At 69.2% G+C, this 18,007-nt stretch carries 14 protein-coding genes; 3 read left to right on the forward strand and 11 right to left on the reverse strand.

Annotation, left to right across the window (positions count from 1 at the left end; genetic code table 11):
• The first annotated feature begins 53 nt into the window (after window positions 1–53).
• Window positions 54–1,076: a suppressor of fused domain protein gene (locus tag AB0J46_RS00335; protein WP_364324416.1), complete on the forward strand. Its 1,023-nt coding sequence runs from the start codon at window positions 54–56 to the stop codon at window positions 1,074–1,076.
• On the opposite strand, the gene AB0J46_RS00340 is transcribed toward AB0J46_RS00335, so the two are convergent.
• The 6 genes from AB0J46_RS00340 to AB0J46_RS00365 form a co-directional block, all read right to left on the reverse strand.
• On the reverse strand, window positions 1,056–1,895 hold the full coding sequence (locus AB0J46_RS00340; protein WP_364324419.1) for a phosphatidate cytidylyltransferase: 840 nt from the start codon (window positions 1,893–1,895) through the stop codon (window positions 1,056–1,058). The two genes, AB0J46_RS00335 and AB0J46_RS00340, sit on opposite strands and share 21 nt — an antisense overlap.
• Before the next feature lie 57 nt (window positions 1,896–1,952).
• Window positions 1,953–2,510 carry a ribosome recycling factor gene (gene frr, locus AB0J46_RS00345; RefSeq protein ID WP_352350337.1) on the reverse strand — a complete coding sequence of 186 codons (558 nt, stop codon included), beginning with the start codon at window positions 2,508–2,510 and terminating at the stop codon, window positions 1,953–1,955.
• Between the two features lie 43 nt (window positions 2,511–2,553).
• Window positions 2,554–3,252: a UMP kinase gene (pyrH, locus tag AB0J46_RS00350; protein WP_221762026.1), complete on the reverse strand. Its 699-nt coding sequence runs from the start codon at window positions 3,250–3,252 to the stop codon at window positions 2,554–2,556.
• A 145-nt stretch (window positions 3,253–3,397) separates the two neighbouring features.
• Complete coding sequence (tsf, locus tag AB0J46_RS00355; protein ID WP_352323799.1) at window positions 3,398–4,231, reverse strand: translation elongation factor Ts; 834 nt, start codon at window positions 4,229–4,231, stop codon at window positions 3,398–3,400.
• An 864-nt stretch (window positions 4,232–5,095) separates the two neighbouring features.
• On the reverse strand, window positions 5,096–6,031 hold the full coding sequence (rpsB, locus tag AB0J46_RS00360) for a 30S ribosomal protein S2 (RefSeq protein ID WP_364324423.1): 936 nt from the start codon (window positions 6,029–6,031) through the stop codon (window positions 5,096–5,098).
• Between the two features lie 242 nt (window positions 6,032–6,273).
• A complete protein-coding gene (locus AB0J46_RS00365) occupies window positions 6,274–6,888 on the reverse strand; it encodes a helix-turn-helix domain-containing protein (protein WP_364324426.1) in 615 nt (204 codons plus the stop codon).
• Window positions 6,889–7,041: 153 nt separating this feature from the next.
• Here AB0J46_RS00365 and AB0J46_RS00370 point away from each other — a divergent pair, with 153 nt between their 5' ends.
• Window positions 7,042–8,364, forward strand: coding sequence for an MFS transporter (locus AB0J46_RS00370; protein ID WP_364324429.1), 1,323 nt, complete (start codon window positions 7,042–7,044; stop codon window positions 8,362–8,364).
• Between the two features lie 509 nt (window positions 8,365–8,873).
• Here AB0J46_RS00370 and AB0J46_RS00375 read toward each other — a convergent pair.
• Window positions 8,874–10,202: a GNAT family N-acetyltransferase gene (locus AB0J46_RS00375; protein WP_364324432.1), complete on the reverse strand. Its 1,329-nt coding sequence runs from the start codon at window positions 10,200–10,202 to the stop codon at window positions 8,874–8,876.
• 344 nt (window positions 10,203–10,546) lie between these two features.
• On the opposite strand from AB0J46_RS00375, the gene AB0J46_RS00380 reads away from it, so the two are divergent.
• Window positions 10,547–11,716: a M23 family metallopeptidase gene (locus AB0J46_RS00380; protein WP_364326129.1), complete on the forward strand. Its 1,170-nt coding sequence runs from the start codon at window positions 10,547–10,549 to the stop codon at window positions 11,714–11,716.
• A 1,616-nt stretch (window positions 11,717–13,332) separates the two neighbouring features.
• Here the strand turns inward: AB0J46_RS00380 and AB0J46_RS00385 are convergent.
• The 4 genes from AB0J46_RS00385 to AB0J46_RS00400 form a co-directional block, all read right to left on the reverse strand.
• Window positions 13,333–14,202 (reverse strand): tyrosine recombinase XerC, encoded by an 870-nt coding sequence (locus tag AB0J46_RS00385; protein ID WP_364326132.1) that lies wholly within the window; start codon window positions 14,200–14,202, stop codon window positions 13,333–13,335.
• Between the two features lie 531 nt (window positions 14,203–14,733).
• Entirely contained in the window at window positions 14,734–15,984 is a 1,251-nt protein-coding gene (dprA, locus tag AB0J46_RS00390) for a DNA-processing protein DprA (RefSeq protein ID WP_364324435.1), read from the reverse strand.
• 91 nt (window positions 15,985–16,075) lie between these two features.
• Window positions 16,076–17,617 carry a YifB family Mg chelatase-like AAA ATPase gene (locus tag AB0J46_RS00395; protein WP_364324438.1) on the reverse strand — a complete coding sequence of 514 codons (1,542 nt, stop codon included), beginning with the start codon at window positions 17,615–17,617 and terminating at the stop codon, window positions 16,076–16,078.
• Window positions 17,618–17,971 (reverse strand): YraN family protein, encoded by a 354-nt coding sequence (locus AB0J46_RS00400; RefSeq protein WP_364324441.1) that lies wholly within the window; start codon window positions 17,969–17,971, stop codon window positions 17,618–17,620.
• Window positions 17,972–18,007 lie beyond the last annotated feature (36 nt).

Below are 18,007 nucleotides of genomic sequence, written 5' to 3' on the forward strand. Positions count from 1 at the left end.
TGATCACGGTACGGCTCGCGTCAGGGTCACCGCCCGATCTACAGTCATCTCGTATGGCGATTTTCCGGTCGGCATCTGGCGAGGGTGGCACCGAGGTCGTCCTCGCCGCCGGTAACCCCTACGGCAGCCGCACGCTCGTGGTCGAGCGGGACGAGGACTCCTCGGTAGCTTACCTGTGCTCGCCGGAGGGCGCCGTCCACGGAGCGGTCTGGCTGGCCAACCACCGCCCGGCCCCGGCCGTGGTCGACCTGGCCCGGATCAACTCCGGCCTGCCCCCGCTGATGCCGAGGGGCAACACGACGCACCCCGAGGGGCGCAGGCCGCTCGGCCAGTTGTCCGCCCTGTGGTTCGAGGAGGGCGACGGCGTCGCCCTCTACGAGGACGACGACCTGCTCGCGGTCATCCCCGGCTGGGCCGACATGAGCAGGGGCATGCCCGGCTACGCCCGTGACGCCGTGGGCGAGTCGCCGTTCGCGTGGGCGCTGTCTGAGGCGCTGGAGGGGCTGCGGCCGCGTATCTCCAACGCCGCGTCCTACTGGCGCTGGCGGCACGGCGAGGGGTCGTGGCCGTCGTTCCAGCAGTTCGTCATGGGCCATCTGGACCGGGTGCTCGGCCCGGCCGGCCGCTACTGGGACGCCAGCGGCGAGCGCCTGCCGACCGTCGGCATCACCGAACGGCCGCCGCACGCGGGCCGCGAGCCGACCGTGCTGTCCACGGTGGGGATGAGCTGCCAGCGCATGCCGACGGTCGAGCAGTGGATCGACCGCCCCGACGCCTACGCCCGGATCGAGCTGGCCGTGGCCACCCACGACGACCCCAGGGACGCGGCGCTGCTGCTGGTGTGGCTGGCCCAGTATCCGTGGCACTCGGTGACCTGGCTCGGCCACGGGCACACGGCCAAGTGGTACCACGAGCCCTCGACGTTCCCGCTGGGGTCGCAGTACTCGGGGGTGCTCATGCGGGCCGACCCACCCGACATGCCGGACATGTCGGGGTTCGCGTTCGGCGGGGAGGCCGTCCGGTGGTTGTGGCTCACGCCCGTCACGACGGAGGCGCTAGAGGAACAGCGTCAGTAGCAGCCAGACCGGCACCAGCGTGGTCACCAGCGAGTCGAGGCGGTCCATCAGGCCACCGTGCCCCGGCAGGATCGTGCCGAGGTCCTTGATGCCGAGGTCCCGCTTGATCATCGACTCGATGAGGTCGCCCACGGTCGCCAGCAGCGCCGCCAGCGCCCCGATCAGCGCGCCCAGCCAGAGCGGGCCGTCCAGCAGCCAGGTCACCAGCCAGCCGCCGACCAGCGTGCAGGCGATCACCGACCCGGCGAAACCCTCCCAGGTCTTCTTCGGGCTGATGACCGTCATCTTGTGCCTGCCGAACAGCACACCCGCGACGTATCCGCCGATGTCGCTGGCCACGGTCACCGCGATGAAGATCAGCACCCGGTCGCGGCCGTCGTGCGGCGCCAGCAGCAACGCCGCGAACGCCGCCAGCATCGCCGGGTAGAACAACGTGAACACCGAGGCCGTGCCGTCGCGCACGTAGCCGTCGGTGCCGTCGCTGAACATCCGCCAGACCAGCAGCACGAACGCGAACACCGCGAACGTCCCCAGCAGCCAGAACGGCCCGCCCCAGTACGCCCCGGCCTGCATCGCCACCAGCCCCGCGAGCACGGGGACGGCCGGGACCTTGATCCCGCGCGTGGCGAACGCCTTGGTCAGCTCCAGCACGCCCACGCCGACGCACACCACGACCACCAGGAGGAAGAGCTCCTTGATCGTGTAGAGGGTACCGAGGACCAGCGCACCCAGCCCCACACCCACCGCGATCGCGGCCGGCAGGTTCCTTCCGGTACGGCTGCCGCCGTCGGGGCCGGTGCCGGCCGTACGTTCTTCCACAGACACTCTCCATAGCCACGGCCCCCGCCTTCCGGCGAGGGCCGCGAGGCGTGCCGCTCAGACTTCGAGCAGCTCGGCTTCCTTGTGCTTGAGCAGCTCGTCGATCTTGGCGACGTGCTTCTGGGTGAGGTCGTCGAGTTCCTTCTCCGCGCGACGGACCTCGTCCTCGCCCGCCTCGCCGTCCTTGATCATCTTGTCGAGGGCCTCCTTGGCCGTACGACGGATGTTCCGGATCGACACCTTGGCGTGCTCGCCCTTGTTCTTGGCGACCTTGATGTACTCCTTGCGGCGCTCCTCGGACAGCTCCGGGAACGTCACGCGGATCACGTCGCCGGTGTTGGTCGGGTTGACGCCGAGGTCGGAGTCGCGGATGGCCTTCTCGATCGCACCCATCGCGCTCTTGTCGAAGGGCTGGATGATGACCATGCGCGCCTCGGGCAGGTGGAACGAGGCCAACTGCTGCACCGGTGTCGGAGTGCCGTAGTACTCCGCATTGATCTTGTTGAACATCGCGGGGGTGACCCGGCCGGTCCGGATGGTCGCGAAGTCTTCCTTCGCGACCGAGACGGCCTTGTCCATCTTTTCCTCGGCTTCGAGGAGGGTTTCGTCGATCACAGCGGCTCCCTGTCTACTAGCTGGCGGTGTCGGGCTAGCTCCCTCATTTGCCTGCGGGACTCACCAGCGTGCCGATTTTCTCACCGCGTACCGCTCGCAGGATGTTGCCCTCGCCCATCAGGTCGAAGACCACGATCGGCAGATCGTTGTCCTTGCACAGGCTGATCGCGGTCGCGTCCATGACCGCGAGGTCGCGCAGCAGCACCTCGCCGTAGTCAAGATGGTCGAACCGGACCGCGTCGGGGTTCTTGCGCGGGTCGGAGTCGTAGATCCCGTCGACCTGCGTGCCCTTGAGCAGCGCCTCGGCGCCGATCTCCAGGGCCCGCTGCGACGCCGCGGTGTCGGTGGAGAAGTACGGCGAGCCGAGACCCGCCCCGAAGATGACCACGCGGCCCTTCTCCAGGTGCCTGATCGCGCGGCGCGGCAGGAAGGGCTCGGCGACCTGCTGCATGGTGATGGCGGTCTGGACGCGGGTCTCGACGCCGCGCCGCTCCAGGAAGTCCTGGAGCGCCAGACAGTTGATCACCGTGCCGAGCATGCCCATGTAGTCGGCCCTGGCGCGGTCGATGCCGCCCTGGGACAGGGTGGCGCCGCGGAACATGTTCCCCCCGCCGACCACGACCGCGACCTGCACGCCCTCGCGCACGGCCTCGGTGATCGAGTCGGCCAGGTGGTCGACGACGCCCGGGTCGATGCCCAGCGGGTCGTCTCCGGCGAACGCCTCGCCTGACAGCTTCAACATCACCCGCTTCCACCTCAGTGGACCCTGCGGGCTGGGTGATGAGGAAGCCGCCGTCCGTGTGGATTCGTGGGCTGACTCCCGGTGGTCCTGCACGGCGGCGGCCTCCTTCATTGGGTGGAACTCTGGGCTGGCAGTTCGCTCAAGCCTAAGCCTGGCCGACCTTGAATCGGACGAAGGCGAGCACCTCGACGCCGTTCTCCTCGGCGTACTTGCCCACGCTCTTCTTGTTGTCCTTCACGAAGGCCTGCTGGACCAGGGTGAAGTCCTTGTACCAGCCGTTGACGCGACCCTCGACGATCTTGCCGATGGCGGCCTCGGGCTTGCCCTCCTCGCGGGTCATCTCCTCGAAGAGCTTGCGCTCCTTCTCGACGACCTCGGCGGGGACGGACTCGGCCTTGAGGTACTGCGGGGCCATCGCCGCGGCGTGCTGGGCGATGTCCTTGGCGACCTCGGCGTTCGGCTTGTCGAGCTGCACGAGCACGCCGACCGCCGGCGGCAGCGCCGGGTCCGTCTTGTGCATGTACGAGCCGATGTAGCCGCCCTCAAGCACGGCGAAGCGGCGGATCTCGATCTTCTCACCGAGCGCGGCGTTGGCCTCGTCCAGGTGCTCCTTGACGGTCTTGCCGTCGAAGGAGGAGTCGAGCAGCGTCGCCACGTCGGCGGGCTTGCTCGCCAGGATGTGCGCGACCACGCCGGCGGCCAGCTCCTGGAAGCGCTCGCCCTTGGCCACGAAGTCGGTCTCGCAGTTGAGCTCGAGAAGAGCGGCGGAGGAGTCGCTGTCCTGCTGGAGCGCGACGAGGCCGTTGGAGGCCGTACGGGCCTCGCGCTTGCCCACGTCCTTGGCGCCCTTGAGGCGCAGGAGCTCGATGGCGCGGTCGAAGTCGCCTTCGGACTCCTCAAGCGCCTTCTTGCAGTCCATCATGCCGGCAGCGGTGATCTCGCGAAGCCGCTTGACGTCGGCCATGTTCACGGAAGCCATTGCTCTTATTCCTTGTGGGATTTCGTCGTCGTCGTGGATCGGAGTGGACGCCCTGGGCGCCCGCCCCTGGTCGGTACGGCAGGCGCGCGCCGCACCAGGGCCTTTTCGTGCGCGGGTCGTGCGCGGGTCGTGCGTTCTGCCTCGGTCGTGCGCGGTCTTGCACGGGTCTTGCACGGTCTCAAGCGGTGGTGCCGGGTCGTGCCGGCTGGGCTTCCGCCCGGCCCTTTGGCTTTCGCCTGACCCGTCCGGCTGCCACCGGGACCTTCGCTCGTACCTGGGCTTGGTCTGGGCTCGGGCTTCGTCCGGCCTGGGCGCGGACTCCGCTCGGGCCCGGGTTTTCGCCCAGGTCTCCGCTCAGCAGGACGGGCTCCGCCGGTGGAGCTCCGCTCCGCCTCGCTCGGCATACTGCCCAGCCAGGCTCGGCTTATCGCTCCGGCCCGATGGTCATCCACCTCGGCTCACCGCCTCGGCTTCCGACGCCCGGCCCTGACCTACCGCCCGACCCTGGTCGCCACCCTGCCTCGGCTCACCGCCTCAGCCCGGCTGGCAACCCGCTTTGGCTGACCGCCTCGGCCCGATCGCCACCCTGCCTTGACTTATCGCCTCGGCGGGGTGCCGTCCTGTCCGGCTTGCCGTCCCGGCTCGGCCGTTTGCCCAGTCGAGACGCGTACCTTGCCCTACCAAGCCTCAGCCCGCGCAGGACCTTGGCCTTGCCCTTCACAACCTCGGCCCGCGCGGGACCTCGGTTCCGCTCACCCTCGGTCGGCCGGCTGCCCGCGCCGCACCGCGGTCGATGACGACCTGCGGCGCGGAGCCGGCGCCTGTGCCGTGCCCGGCCTCACGGCCGGGCGCGGCGGCCGTGTCTCAGGCCTGCGGCTCGGACTCGGGGGTCGCGTCGGCAGCCGGAGCGGCCTCGGCGGCGGGCGCCTCCTCGGCCGGAGCCTCGGCAGCGGGCGCCTCGGCAGCGGGGGCCTCCTCGGCGGCGGCCTCGGGAGCAGCCTCAGGGGCGGCCTCGGCGGCCTGGCCCTGGCCCTGCTCGATGAGCTCGCGCTCCCACTCGGCCAGCGGCTCGGCGGCGGCCGGCTTCTCGTCACCGCGGGCGGCGCCGGAGCGAGCCATCAGACCGGCGGCGACACCGTCGGCGACGACCCTGGTGAGCAGGCCGACGGCGCGGATGGCGTCGTCGTTGCCCGGGATCGGGTAGTCGACCTCGTCGGGGTCGCAGTTGGTGTCGAGGATCGCGACGACCGGGATGCCAAGCTTCTTGGCCTCGCTGATCGCGATGTGCTCCTTCTTCGTGTCCACGACCCACACCGCGCTGGGCACGCGGCCCATGTCACGGATGCCGCCGAGCGTGCGCTCGAGCTTGTCCTTCTCGCGACGGCGCATGAGGAGCTCCTTCTTGGTGAGCCCCGAGCCGGCGACGTTGTCGAAGTCGAGCTCCTCGAGCTCCTTCAGACGCTGAAGCCTCTTGTGCACGGTGGAGAAGTTGGTGAGCATGCCGCCCAGCCAGCGCTGGTTCACGTACGGCATGCCGACCCGCGCGGCCTGCTCGGAGATGGCCTCCTGAGCCTGCTTCTTGGTGCCGATGAACAGGATCGTGCCGCCGTGGGCGACGGTCTCCTTGACGAAGTCGTAGGCACGGTCGATGTACGACAGCGACTTCTGCAGGTCGATGATGTAGATGCCGTTGCGCTCGGTGAAGATGAAGCGCTTCATCTTCGGGTTCCACCGGCGGGTCTGGTGGCCGAAGTGAACGCCGCTCTCGAGCAGCTGTCGCATGGTGACGACGGGGGCCATGTGATGGTCCTCCAGGTCTGGGCGCCCTGCGGATGGGCGCAGTTCTCGGTTGTGCCGCGGCAGCGCGTTGTCTACCGCCCTGATGCCCCAAAACCGCTCCAGCCGGGCCGGGGCCCGGACCGAGGGTGCGGTCCGCAACGGGGCATGCGAAGTCGGCCTGTTGCCACAGGCCATCGAAAAGTCTACCTCCCACACCGCCCCAGGCTGACCGTCGGAGGTCAAACCGACATACCGGGTACGGCTCACCCCACATCGTGGTCCTCCGTGGGCAACCCGGGCGACGTCCTGTGGGCGACCGGGAAGAGGTTGATCTGCGCCTCCGCGATCCTGGCACCGCTCGGCGCGTCCTCCTGGCTGCGCTGGTGGGCGATGTACGGCTCCAGGAGCTTCTCGATCTCCGCGCTCAGCCGTCCCAGCTCGCTCGCGTCGACCCTGATCCGGGTGCGGCTGAAGCGTGTCGCGTCGCGCCATTCGTCCGTGTCGTGCTCGATGCTGGCCAGAGCCCGGTCGGCCTCGTCGCCGGCCTCCTTGCGGAACGCCTTGATCAACAGGGTCTTGGCGTCACGGACCTCCGGCTGGTCGTCCGGAAGCACTCCCACGCTGAACGACTTGTGCGTCGATCTCCACAGCCGTTCGCGTCCGTCCCCTCTGGGCGGGGCGTCCTCGACGAACCCGTACTTGGCCAGCATGCGCAGGTGATAGCTGGCGGCGCTGGGCGTGATCCCCGCGATCTCGGCCACCTCGGTCGCGGTGGCGCTGCCCTCCACGCCGAGCCGGTTGAGGATCAACAGCCTCGCCGGGTGAGCCAGCGCCCGCATCATCTTGGGATCGCTGAGCCCCTCCATGTCCTGCGTCATGTGCCAACGGTACCCGGCGGGAAATGTGAAGCATTCCCTTTACAACTCTGAAGGGATCCCTTCATACTTATGAAGTCTTCCTTTCACATCTCTCCCCACCCGCCCGACCGGCCCCCCTTCAGCTCCCCCCGAACTCGCCACCGGAGACCCAGCATGGACACGACGCCCCCACTCCCCCTCCGCAAGCAGCGTGACTACCGCCTGCTGTGGAGCGCCCGCACGATCTCGATCACCGGCTCGGAGGTCTCCAAGCTGGCCGTCCCCCTGACCGCCATCACGCTGCTGACCGCCTCACCCGCCGAGATGGGGCTGCTGACCGCCGCCGCCCCGCTGCCCGCCCTGCTGTTCGGCCTCCAGGCGGGCGCCATCGCCGACCGTCTCACCCGGCACCGCCCGTTGATGATCGCCTGCGAACTCGTCTCCTGCGCCGCCGCCGCCACCGTCCCGCTGGCCTGGCTGCTCGGCGTCCTCACCGTGCCGTGGCTGATCATCGTGGCCCTGGTCATCGGTACGGCCGGCGTCATCTTCAAATCCGCCAACTTCCCCTACATCGCCGCGGTCGTGGACCCGTCGCAGCGCACCGAGGCCATGGCCGGCTTCCACGCCTCGTACTCGGTGGCCTCCGTGAGCGGCCCCGGCCTGGCCGGCATCCTGGTCCAGACGCTCACCGCGCCGTTCGCCGTACTGGCCGAGGCGCTGTCGTTCCTCGCCTCCGCCGTCCTGCTCCGCTCGATCCGCACCCCGGAGCACAACGAGCCCAGCCGCTCGTCCAGCATGTGGCGCGACATCGTCGAGGGCCTGCGAACCAGCCTCACCCACCCCACGCTCCGAGCCGTCCTGGGCGCGGGCGTGACGATCAACTTCTTCGCCATGGCGTACATCGCCGTCTACATGCTCTACATGGTCAACACGCTCGACATCCCCAAGGGAATGATCGGCTTCCTCACGGCGCTGAGCGGCGCGGGCGGCCTCCTGGGCGCCTGGCTCACCTCTCGCCTGTCCAAGCGCTACGGCGAGAACCGCATCCTGCTCGTCTCGGTCCTGTTCTTCCCGCTGGACATCCTCGCCGTCGGCCTCCTGACCGGCCCCCTCTGGGTGAAGCTCACCGTCCTCGGCCTGACGGGCGTCATGACCGGCGTCATCGTGGTCGCCTTCGCCACCTGCATGGGCGTGATCACCCTCCGCGACACCCCCGCCGCCCTTCGCGGCCGCGTGAACGCCACCATGACCTTCGCCGTACAGGGCGTCCTGGCCGTCGGCGGCCTGGTGGGCGGCGTGCTGGCCGAGTTCATGGGCCTGCGCCCGGTCATCCTTCTCAGCGCGGCGGGCATCGCCCTGAGCAGCCTCTGGATCTGGCTCTCCCCCCTACGTCCCAACCGCCCTCAGACCTCCCACACCCCACCCGCGCCGCCTCACAACCCCGCCCCCGAGACACTGAAGAACCTGATCGAATCCAAGCGCCACTCAGTCATCTAGCCACCTCCACTCCTCCAGATCCCGTACTCCGCCCGCACAACGTCTCGCTCCCGCTGCCACTCCACCCCGCCCCCTCTCGGCCCCTTGCCGTCTCGCCAACCACATGGACGCCCACAGCGCCTGCAGCCGTCCCTACGGCATGCGGCCGGCGCCCTCGCCCTCACTGCCTACGACGCGCCTTCCCAGGCGCACCGTTGACGTCATCACCTCCCGGCGTCCGTGGTTAACCGTCACTGGCGCAGCCTCTCCGGTGGCCTTGTGCAGCTCTTGGAGCAGCTCAGGTTTGATCCCTGTGAACAGCCGCGTGGTGGTGGCACCATGGCGCGGCCCCGCTGACCAGGCAGAGATCGACCTGCCCTGCACCGACGCTGGTCCGGCGATCACCGCTGTCAGCGTCCTGCAGCCGCCCTGAGCCGCCCCGCCGGAAGCGGCCATCAATGGCCGCCCAGGAGCCGCAGCACTCAGCCCTATCGAGCTCCGCCGAACAGCGACCTGAAGCTGGAACAGTCCTAATACGGCAGGTAATAGCTGAGCAGATCCGCGGTGAGCGGCGGGAAGAGCGCCTGGAACAGCTCTTCCTCTCCGGTGTAGACGTCGGGCCGGATGCGGGTCAGCCCCTCGATCCCGTGCGGGCCGAACAACAGGGCGGGCAGGTGGTCGGGGGCCACTCCGATGCCCTTCACGGATCCAGGTCTCTGCATCGGGCCGCCTGTGACGACCTCGCCAAGGCCATCGGCTCCAACCGGGATCCGGTAATGGGCGCCGAAGGTGGAGATGACGATGTCATCGCCGGTGCGGTCCGTCCCCGCTGCGTCGAGGCGCTGCCAGAGCAGCGGCCGAAGCCGGTCGAGCAGCACCGCGACGTCCGGAATGCGCACGTAGTACTGCTCCGCCCGCTTCCGCGGTTCGTGGTCGAGGAACTCCTGCCAGGCGGTGGCAGTCACGGATCCGGCCCGGTGGACGACCTTCAGCTCACTCCGGGGGAACTGCGCGACGACGGCACTGAGCAGGTCGCGGGCCGCGGCCTCGTTGGCTGCGGCAGCCTCGGCCACCAGCACCTCGTCGTCGTCGGGAGGCGTGGTGCGTCCGGTGGCGATGACGGTGCCAGCGCGCTCCAGGACCCAGGAGGTGCTCGCCTGGTGGTCCAGCAGCCATCGCCAGCATGCCGCCGAATGCGGCATGGCCACGTCGAACCGGTCCTGAGCCATGTCCTGCAGAGCCGCCATGGCGGCAATGTCGGCGGGCCTGGCGACGCGGAGTGCGGGCGTGCCCTCACCGGCCGGGGGCGTGTGCACGGTCAGCGCCGACGGTATGTCGATGGCGTACTCGTAGCCGAACAACCGGTAGAAGTACGGGATCCCGATCATCACCTGAACGACGTGACCACGGGCGGCGGAGCGGTCGTGAGCCCATCGCATGAGCGCCCGTACGAGTCCGCGTCCTTCGTATTCGCGGTCGGTGGCGACGAGTTCGACCTGGCCGGCGGGTAGGCGGATGCCGCCGACGCGCACTTCCTCGTCAAGGAGCGTCGCGGTGGACACGACCCGCTCTCCATCCACGACCACGGCGCAGGCGGACCAGCCGACCTCGGGGTCTGCGACGACCAGCCGGTGGTCGAGGGCGTCGGCGGAGTCGCCACGGTCGGTGAGAAGCGCGCTGATCTGGCCGAGGTCCGCCGACCGTGCCTGCCGCAGAACGAGGCCGTCGGCCAGCGGGACGGGTGCGGGGAAAGCTGCGGCCAGGCTCACGGTGGGACTCTTGCATCGCCCGGATGACCTCGTCCATTGGATTTTCCCCCCCGGGCGGGCGGCGGGCTCGGCACAGGGCAGGTTGTCCACAGGAGGCTCCCCGCCGCTTCCTGTATCCACAGAATCCCGCTCGCCTCGACCTCCGCAGGCCGCTCCCGGCAAGACTCCCCGCCATGCCCCCTCGACCACACCTCCCTGTCCTGTCCCCTCGCTCAGCACCACCACCGCCGAGACCACGCACGCAGAACGTGGCCCGCCGTGCCGTGATCTCCCTGGTCGTGCTCGCGACAGCGATCATGCTCACGACCATCGCCACCCCGACTCCGCTGGCGAAGGCCACCCCACCCGCCTGGCGCTGGCCACTCGACGGCAGCCCCCGCATCCTGCGCCGCTTCGCCCCGCCCTTGGCTCCTTGGCTGGCCGGACACCGCGGCATGGACCTGGCCGCCACCGCCGACACCCCCGTCCTGGCCGCAGGTTCAGGCACCGTCCACTACGCAGGCCCAGTGGGCGGAAGGGGAGTCGTCACCATCGACCACCCAGGCGGCCTCCGAACGACGTACCTGCCGATCAGCGCATCGGTGAAGCAGGGCGAGCCGATCACGATGGGCAGCCGTCTGGGGGTCATACAAGCCGTACACGGCCATTGCCAGGAGTCATGCCTGCACTGGGGCCTGATCCAAAGCGCCCGCTACCTGGACCCCCTTCTCCTCCTGGGCCACGCCCCCATCCGCCTCCTCCCCATCTGGCCCAAGACCGCCCCGCCACAGATCACCCCACCCCTGCTCCCTCCGGCCCCCAAAACACCCTCCGAAGCACCCCTTGCCTATCCCTCTGAGCCTGGCGAAGCACCCCTTGCCTATCCCTCCGAGCCCTCCGAAGCACCCCTTGCCGTTCCCCTTGAGCCCTCCGAAGCTCCGCTTGACGTCTCGGCCAACCCCTCGGAGGCGTTCGCAGGCAGCACCTCAACCCCACCCACCCTCCCCCTGCTCACCAAGCTGTCCGCCGCCTTCTACCGCCCGAACCCGCTCCTGCTTCCGCGCCTGAACCCGCCTGCTCCACTGACACGGAACCTGCTCCCCAACGCCCCCGCGCCTTCTCCGCCCCCGCTTCTCGTCCCTCTCCCCCCGTCCCTGCTCACAGTTCTCGCGCACCACGACTCATCCGCGAACCAACACAACGCGCTCCCATCCCCCTACTCCACCGTCCTGCAGGCACTTGCCCTCACCTCAGAGCCGACCCCCGAGACCCTGCTCATCACCCCTGCAGTCACCCCCTCACGCCCGGAAATGCGTTCCAGCGACCTTCCCCTCCGCAACCAATCAGCCAGAACTCCCGAGCAGCGGCATGACACAACTCGCGGCCCCGCCAGGCCCCTCGCAACCGTCCTGCGCCTCATGACACATGCGGCTTCACTGCCAGCAGCCCCAGCGATCGGACTGGGCACCCTCCTCGGCGCCGCCCTCCTGATCACGGCCCTACGCCGCCGCCGACGCCCCCACAAGAAGCACCACGGCTCAAGAAGCGGAAGCGGCCAACACCGCAAACCCCCATCAGAAGGACTCCACAGACGCCCCACCCCACCCTCACGACGCTCCTCCTGACCCTGCCGAAACGCCCTCGGAGACTTACACGTCAAGCCCCCAACCCGACACCTAACCGAGAACCTCCAAGCTCACGACGAGAGCCCCACGACGGCCACCCGCAGCAATTCACAAATTCCTGCAAGCCGGCCAAGATGCCCATTCACCGCCGCTGGTGAACACGACCGTCAACCCTCATCGGAAACGCGTGCGCCCTTAATCCGGACCAAGCCCCAACTAATAAGAGCGCCTTGTTCGCCCTCCGTCCCCGAGACCCAGCCGCCGTCCGCCGCCTCCGTCGCCATCCGCCGTCGCCATCCGCCCACCGCTGTCGGTCCACCGCCGTCCGCTCACCACCCACCGCCGACGCTCGACACCGACACCGACCTGACCTGCCCAACCGTCTCTGAACTCTCCGCCCTTCGCGCTCCTTGCTCTTCGCGCCCTCTGCTCCTCTGCGCCCCTCACCGCCGAGCCAGGCACCGAAAAGTACGGTGCACCAGGACCGCACTGCCAAGTCGCGGCCTACGTAGAGCGCACAGCACCTGCGCCGTACGTGGTTGTGGTTGCCTGTAGCGGCACAGGCACCTGCCCCATGTGAATGGCGACCACCCATTACTTGGCCGCCGTAGGTCAGCCCAGTCGCCGAATGGCCGCCGCTCTCTGTAAGCGGGACGCTTCTATGCGCCGTAAGCGGGAGCTCGTCAGCAGGGGACCGAACAAACCCGGGACTCACTTGGGCGAGGGCTGGCCCCACGCCGGAGCCCGTCCCCCAGGGGCGGGACTTCACCCGGACGGTGGCTAGACCCGCGCCGAAGCCCGCACCCCCAGTGGGCGGCGTTCACCCGGGCGGTAGCTAGACCCGCGCCGGAGCCTGCACCCCCGGTGGGGCGGGGAGTCACCCAAGCAGTGGCTACCCCCGCGCTGAAGCCCCCGCACCCCCTGCTGGGGTGAGAGACTCCCAGGCGGTGGCTGGCCCCTGATTGGAGGCCATGCCCGTGAGTGGAGACCATGCCCGCGAATACGCCTCCAACGCCGGTGTGGCTTCTTCCTCTACCGTCCGCGCCACTTTCGTGCGCGGTCCTTCGTTCCCCGTTCCTCCTTGGAGCGGGCCAGGTACAGACGCGTCCTGCTGTGGGATGACGGCGCGTGATCTGGAACGTCCAGCAAGCCAGCGCCAGCCGGGAGTATCAGGTCCTCAATCAAGGCGCTGCACGTGACCCACACCTCCGCGCGCTCGACTCCCGAGCCCCTATCCGGTAGAGCAACCGTCGGTTAGATGGTCGCCACCGGTCTCTCGCTCGACCCTGTGGAGCCCATCACTGCCTGCGCGGCAGGAACATGCTCTTTGCGTCATTGCCTCTCGCCCCTTCGCATGCCTCGCGCATCGACGGCACGGCACTGCCGTATCGTCGCGCCGTCGGGTTCTCTGGCCGACGTGGCTACAGGTCTTGGGTCGTTGGCGTCGGTGTGGGAACTGCGCAGCACGCCCGAACGCGTCGTGCTGCGTCGCCTGGCGGAGGGCTCGGCCGGGCACAATGCCTGCGTGGACGCTTGGTTCGACGTCTTGTGGCCCTTGCGCTCAGCCGGGGAGCGAGGGGTTGGTGAGAGAGGCAATGGCGTACTGGTGTCTGTGGTCAGGCGCGGGGGTGGGCTTGGCGGTATGCGGTGCGGAGGCGGTCGATCGAGACGTGGGTGTAGATCTGGGTTGTGTTGAGGGATGCGTGACCGAGTAGTTCCTGGACGCTACGCAGGTCCGCGCCCCCTTCGAGCAGGTGGGTTGCCGCGGTGTGCCGCAGTCCGTGTGGGCCCATGTCCGGGGCGCCCTCGGTCTGGGCCAGCCGCGCGTGCACCACCCGTCGTACGGTGCCGGCGTCGATCCGGCCGCCACGGACTCCGAGGAAGAGGGCCGGCCCGGAGCGTTCCCGAACCCAGATGGGACGCCCGTTGATGCACCATCGGTCCAGAGCTCGAAGCGCTGGCAGCCCGAACGGCACGGAACGCTCCTTTCGTCCCTTGCCCAGGACCCTGATGACATGCCGGTCCCGGTCCACGTCATCGACGTCGAGCGCGCAGAGCTCGCCCACGCGCACACCTGTGGCGTACAGGAGTTCCAGGAGAGCCTGGTCTCGAAGGTCCTTGGGATCGCCGGTGGACGGGGGCGCGCTCAGGACGGTCTGCGCCTGCTCCTGGTCGAGCACGGCAGGCAAGGGACGGGGGGCCTTTGCGCTGCCCAACAACAGGCCGGGGTCGACGGCCAGCCAACCCCGGCGGTGGCAATACGCGGTGAAGGTACGGACGCAGGCCGTTCTGCGGGCCAGCGTGGCTCTTGCCTTGCCCGCACTGTGCTGGTCGGCCAGCCAGCCTCGCAGCTCGCTGATGTCCAGGCCGTCAAGTCGTCCACGGAGGTGGTCGAGGAGAGCGGTGATGTCGGAGAGGTAGGCACGCACTGTATGTGGGGAAAGGTCTCGCTCGAACCGCAAATACCTCTCGAACTCGGCAAGCACTTCGTCGGCATTTACGTCACGGTGCAGACCGGGGTTCAGGTCACGATTCAGGTCCGCGTTCACGTGGGGGTTCAAGTCCGCGTTCACGTGGGGGTCCGGGTCCGCGTTCACATCAAGGTTCAGGTCTGCGTTCACGTCGGGGTTCAGGTCTGCGTTCACGTCGGGGTTCAGGTCGGGATTTGGGTCAAGGTTCAGACTGTCGTTCAGGTCGTTGTTCAAGGCTTCACCTACTGTCCGCACGAACATTCGCCACTTGTGTCACTGCTGTGCCGCCGATGCCTCGGGCTCGCCATGGGAGCGGTGGGCAGCTCAACCGCCCGAGCGTCCGTCCGAGCGGCCGAGCAAGGCGCGGCGCGGCGCGGCGCGGACGTCGGCTGCGGCTTGGTTGCGCGTCGCATTGCCCACATGTCAGTCATTTTCGATCGCCCTCATGCCCCCTTCCTTCACCATCTCACCCGATGAACTCGCCACCTGGATTCATGGTGGCTGTCACATCGGCGGTGTCGCATGCCCCCACGTCACAACGATTGGTCAGGTAGGAGGTGCGAGTTCTTCGGGGTGGGGTGGGGGGGTGTCGTCTTCCGCAGGTGGCGGGAGGTCTGGGGGTGGGGCTTCGTTGGCCGGGGGTGGGGCCAGGGCCATGGTTTCGGGGGCTTTCGGGTAGCTGGATGTGGTTTTGCGGAGGCGCCAGCCGCCGCCCGCTCGTTCTATGTATCCGGCTGCGGCCAAACCGCCCAGGGCGCTCAGCGTGATGTCCATGCTGACGCCTGCTGCGACCGCTATCGAGGCCGGACCGGCGCCGCCGCGGGTGGGGATGGCGTCCAGGACCCTCTTGGTGGATTCGCTGAGACCGTCGCGGGGGACGATGGGCGTTCGGGTCTGCGGGGCCAGGTCGTCGCCCATGACGCCGACTAGTTCGATCATTTCCTCCGGAGTGGTGACACAGACCGCCTTGCGTTCGCGCAGGAGCTTGTGGCAGCCGGCCGACAACGCGGACGTGGTGGGCCCGGGCACGGCGCCCAGGTGCCGGTTGAGAGTGAGCGCGTGGCCGGCGGTGTTCAGGGCACCGCTGCGGAGGGCTGCCTCCACGACGGCCGTGCCTCTGGTCAGGGCGGCGATGAGGCGGTTCCTGATCAGGAACCGGGCGCGGGTGGGGTGGACGCCGGGCGGGCATTCGCTCATCACGACGCCCTGCTCGCGCGCCTGGGCGAAGAGCTCCTGGTGGCCGCTCGGGTAGCAGATGTCCACTCCGCAGGCGAGGACGACCACCGTGGGCGAGCCGGCCAGCAGGGCGCCCTTGTGGGCCGCGCCGTCCACTCCGTAGGCGCCGCCGGAGACGACGGACCAGCCTGCTTCGCTGAGGCCGATGCCGAAGTTGGCCGCGATGTGCAGACCGTACTGGGTGGCGGCTCGGGCTCCTACGACGGCCACGGACTGCAGGCAGGCGAAGCGGAGATCGGCCGTGCCGTGCAACCAGAGGCCGAGGGGGCGGCTCGGGCCGAGATGGTCCAGTTGCGTGGGCCATTCGGGGTCGCCGGGGACGATCAGCCTGGCTCCGTGCCTCTCGCCGGCCTCCAGATCGGCGGCGGGCTTCGACGCAGCCAGCCGGAGGAACCAGGCGTTCAGCCGCCCCGACAGGTCACACGGACGTTCCTGCCGGGACTCCTGGGCCGTGAAGGCCGGTGGAAGTGCGCGCTCGCGGATCGCCTCCACCGCGCCGGAGGCACCGAGGTGCGCCACCAGGCGGCCCATGGCCGTGTCGCCCACGTCGGCGGCTCGCATGAGGGCCGCACGTGCCTCATGCTCTGGACTAATCACAGGGACCTCCTGGTGATCTTCATGGGCGGGTTCGTGTGCAGGCGGACGGCCGGGGTCACGGTTGTACTCCGAGCCAGAAGCCGAGGGCTGCGGTGGTCTCGTCTTCTTCCGGGCGGTCTTTGCCGGCGAGGTCGGCGAGCGTCCAGGCGACGCGCAGCGTGCGGTCGAGGCCGCGGGCGGTGAGGGAGCCCGAGTCGAGGCAGGAGGTCATGGGCTTCATCGCCGCATCGGACGGACGGAAGTCGGAGTGGAGGACGGATGAGGGGATCTCGGCGTTCGTCCGCCAGGAGGTGTGGGCCAGGCGTTTGACGGCGCGCTCGCGGGCCAGCAGGACGCGTTCGGCCACTGTTTCGCTGGATTCGACGAAGTGGCGGTCCGCCAGGAGCTCACGCCTGGACGAACGGGCGACCGTGACCTTCATGTCGATGCGGTCGAGAAGGGGACCGGACAGCCGGCCCAGGTATCGGCGTCTTGTGGTGGGCGAGCAGCGGCAGGTCGCGCCGGCCTGGTCGTCGGCCTGGGCGCAGGGACACGGGTTGGCGGCCAGCACCAGCATGAACCGGGCGGGGAACGTGACCGACGCCGCGGATCTGGACACCGTGACGCGCCCCGACTCCAGCGGTTGCCGCAACGAGTCGAGGACGTGACGAGGGAACTCGGGGGCCTCGTCCATGAACAGCAGGCCCCTGTGCGCGAGGGAGACCGCTCCCGGACGAACGACCGTGCTGCCACCCCCGATGATGGCAGCCGCCGTCGCCGTGTGGTGGGGGCTGACGAACGGCGGACGGTTGATCATGGGACTGTCGGGCGGCAGCAGCCCCGCGACGGAGTGGATGGCCGTGACCTCCAGGGCGTGGTCGAGCTCCAGGTCCGGCAGGAGGGTGGGAAGGCGTTCGGCCAGCAGTGTCTTCCCGGTGCCGGGCGGGCCCACCATCCACAGGTTGTGGCCCCCTGCGGCGCACACTTCCAACGCTCGGCGGGCCACGGGCTGGCCGACGACGTCCGCCAGGTCGACGGCGGGCTGGGCCACGGGCCTGGGCGTGTCGACGCGGCCAGCGACCTCGGGTTCGGGGGGCTTGTCGCCTTTGCGTAGCCACTCGACCAGCTGGCGCAGGTGAGCCACCGGAACCACGTTCACGTCGGGGACCAGCCCGGCTTCCCCCGAATTTTCCGACGGGACGATGATCGTGGCGTCTTCGTGCGCGGCCGCGGCGCCGAGGATGGACGGGAGCACTCCGCGCACGGGCCTGATGCGGCCGTCGAGGCCGAGCTCGCCCAGGAAGAAGGGCTCGGCGATGCGCTCCGCCGGGACGACTCCTGCGGCTCCCAGGATGGCCATGGCGATGGCGAGGTCGAACTGGGATCCGCGCTTGGGGAGGCTGGCGGGGAAGAGGCTGACGGTGATGCGGGCGTCCGGCCATGGATAGCTGCTGTTGACCACGGCGGATCGCACCCGGTCGCGGGCCTCGCTGAGCGCCGTGTCGGGCAGGCCGATGAGGTGGATGCCGGCCAGGCCGTTGCCCACGTCGGCCTCGACCTCGACGCTGCGGCCGCTCACACCGACCAGCGCGACGCTGCGGGTCCGGGCCACGGCCATCTAGATCGCCCCCCGTATGTGGCGCAGGGCGAAGTTGCCCGCGAAGCGCTCAAGGGCGATCACGTCTATGCGTACGGCTTCGAAGGACCGGGACTGCGCCGACAGCCATTTGGCGGCCAGCACGCGGAGCCGCGCCAGTTTGGTGTGGTTCACGGATTCCAGGGCTGTGCCGTGGGATCTGCTCGATCTGGTCTTGACCTCGACGACCACCAGGACCTGACCGTCCAGGGCGATGATGTCGATCTCGCCGCGACGGCAGCGCCAGTTGCGTTCGAGGATCGTCATTCCCTTGGCTTCGAGGTAGATCGCGGCCAGGTGCTCGCCTTCTTTGCCGAGCTCGTCTTTCGGGGCCATGGGTGGCGTCCCTTCGTCCGTCGTCGGTGCTGTGTT

Origin of the sequence: Nonomuraea sp. NPDC049758 (genome assembly GCF_040674635.1) — a bacterium.
Lineage (GTDB): Bacteria > Actinomycetota > Actinomycetes > Streptosporangiales > Streptosporangiaceae > Nonomuraea.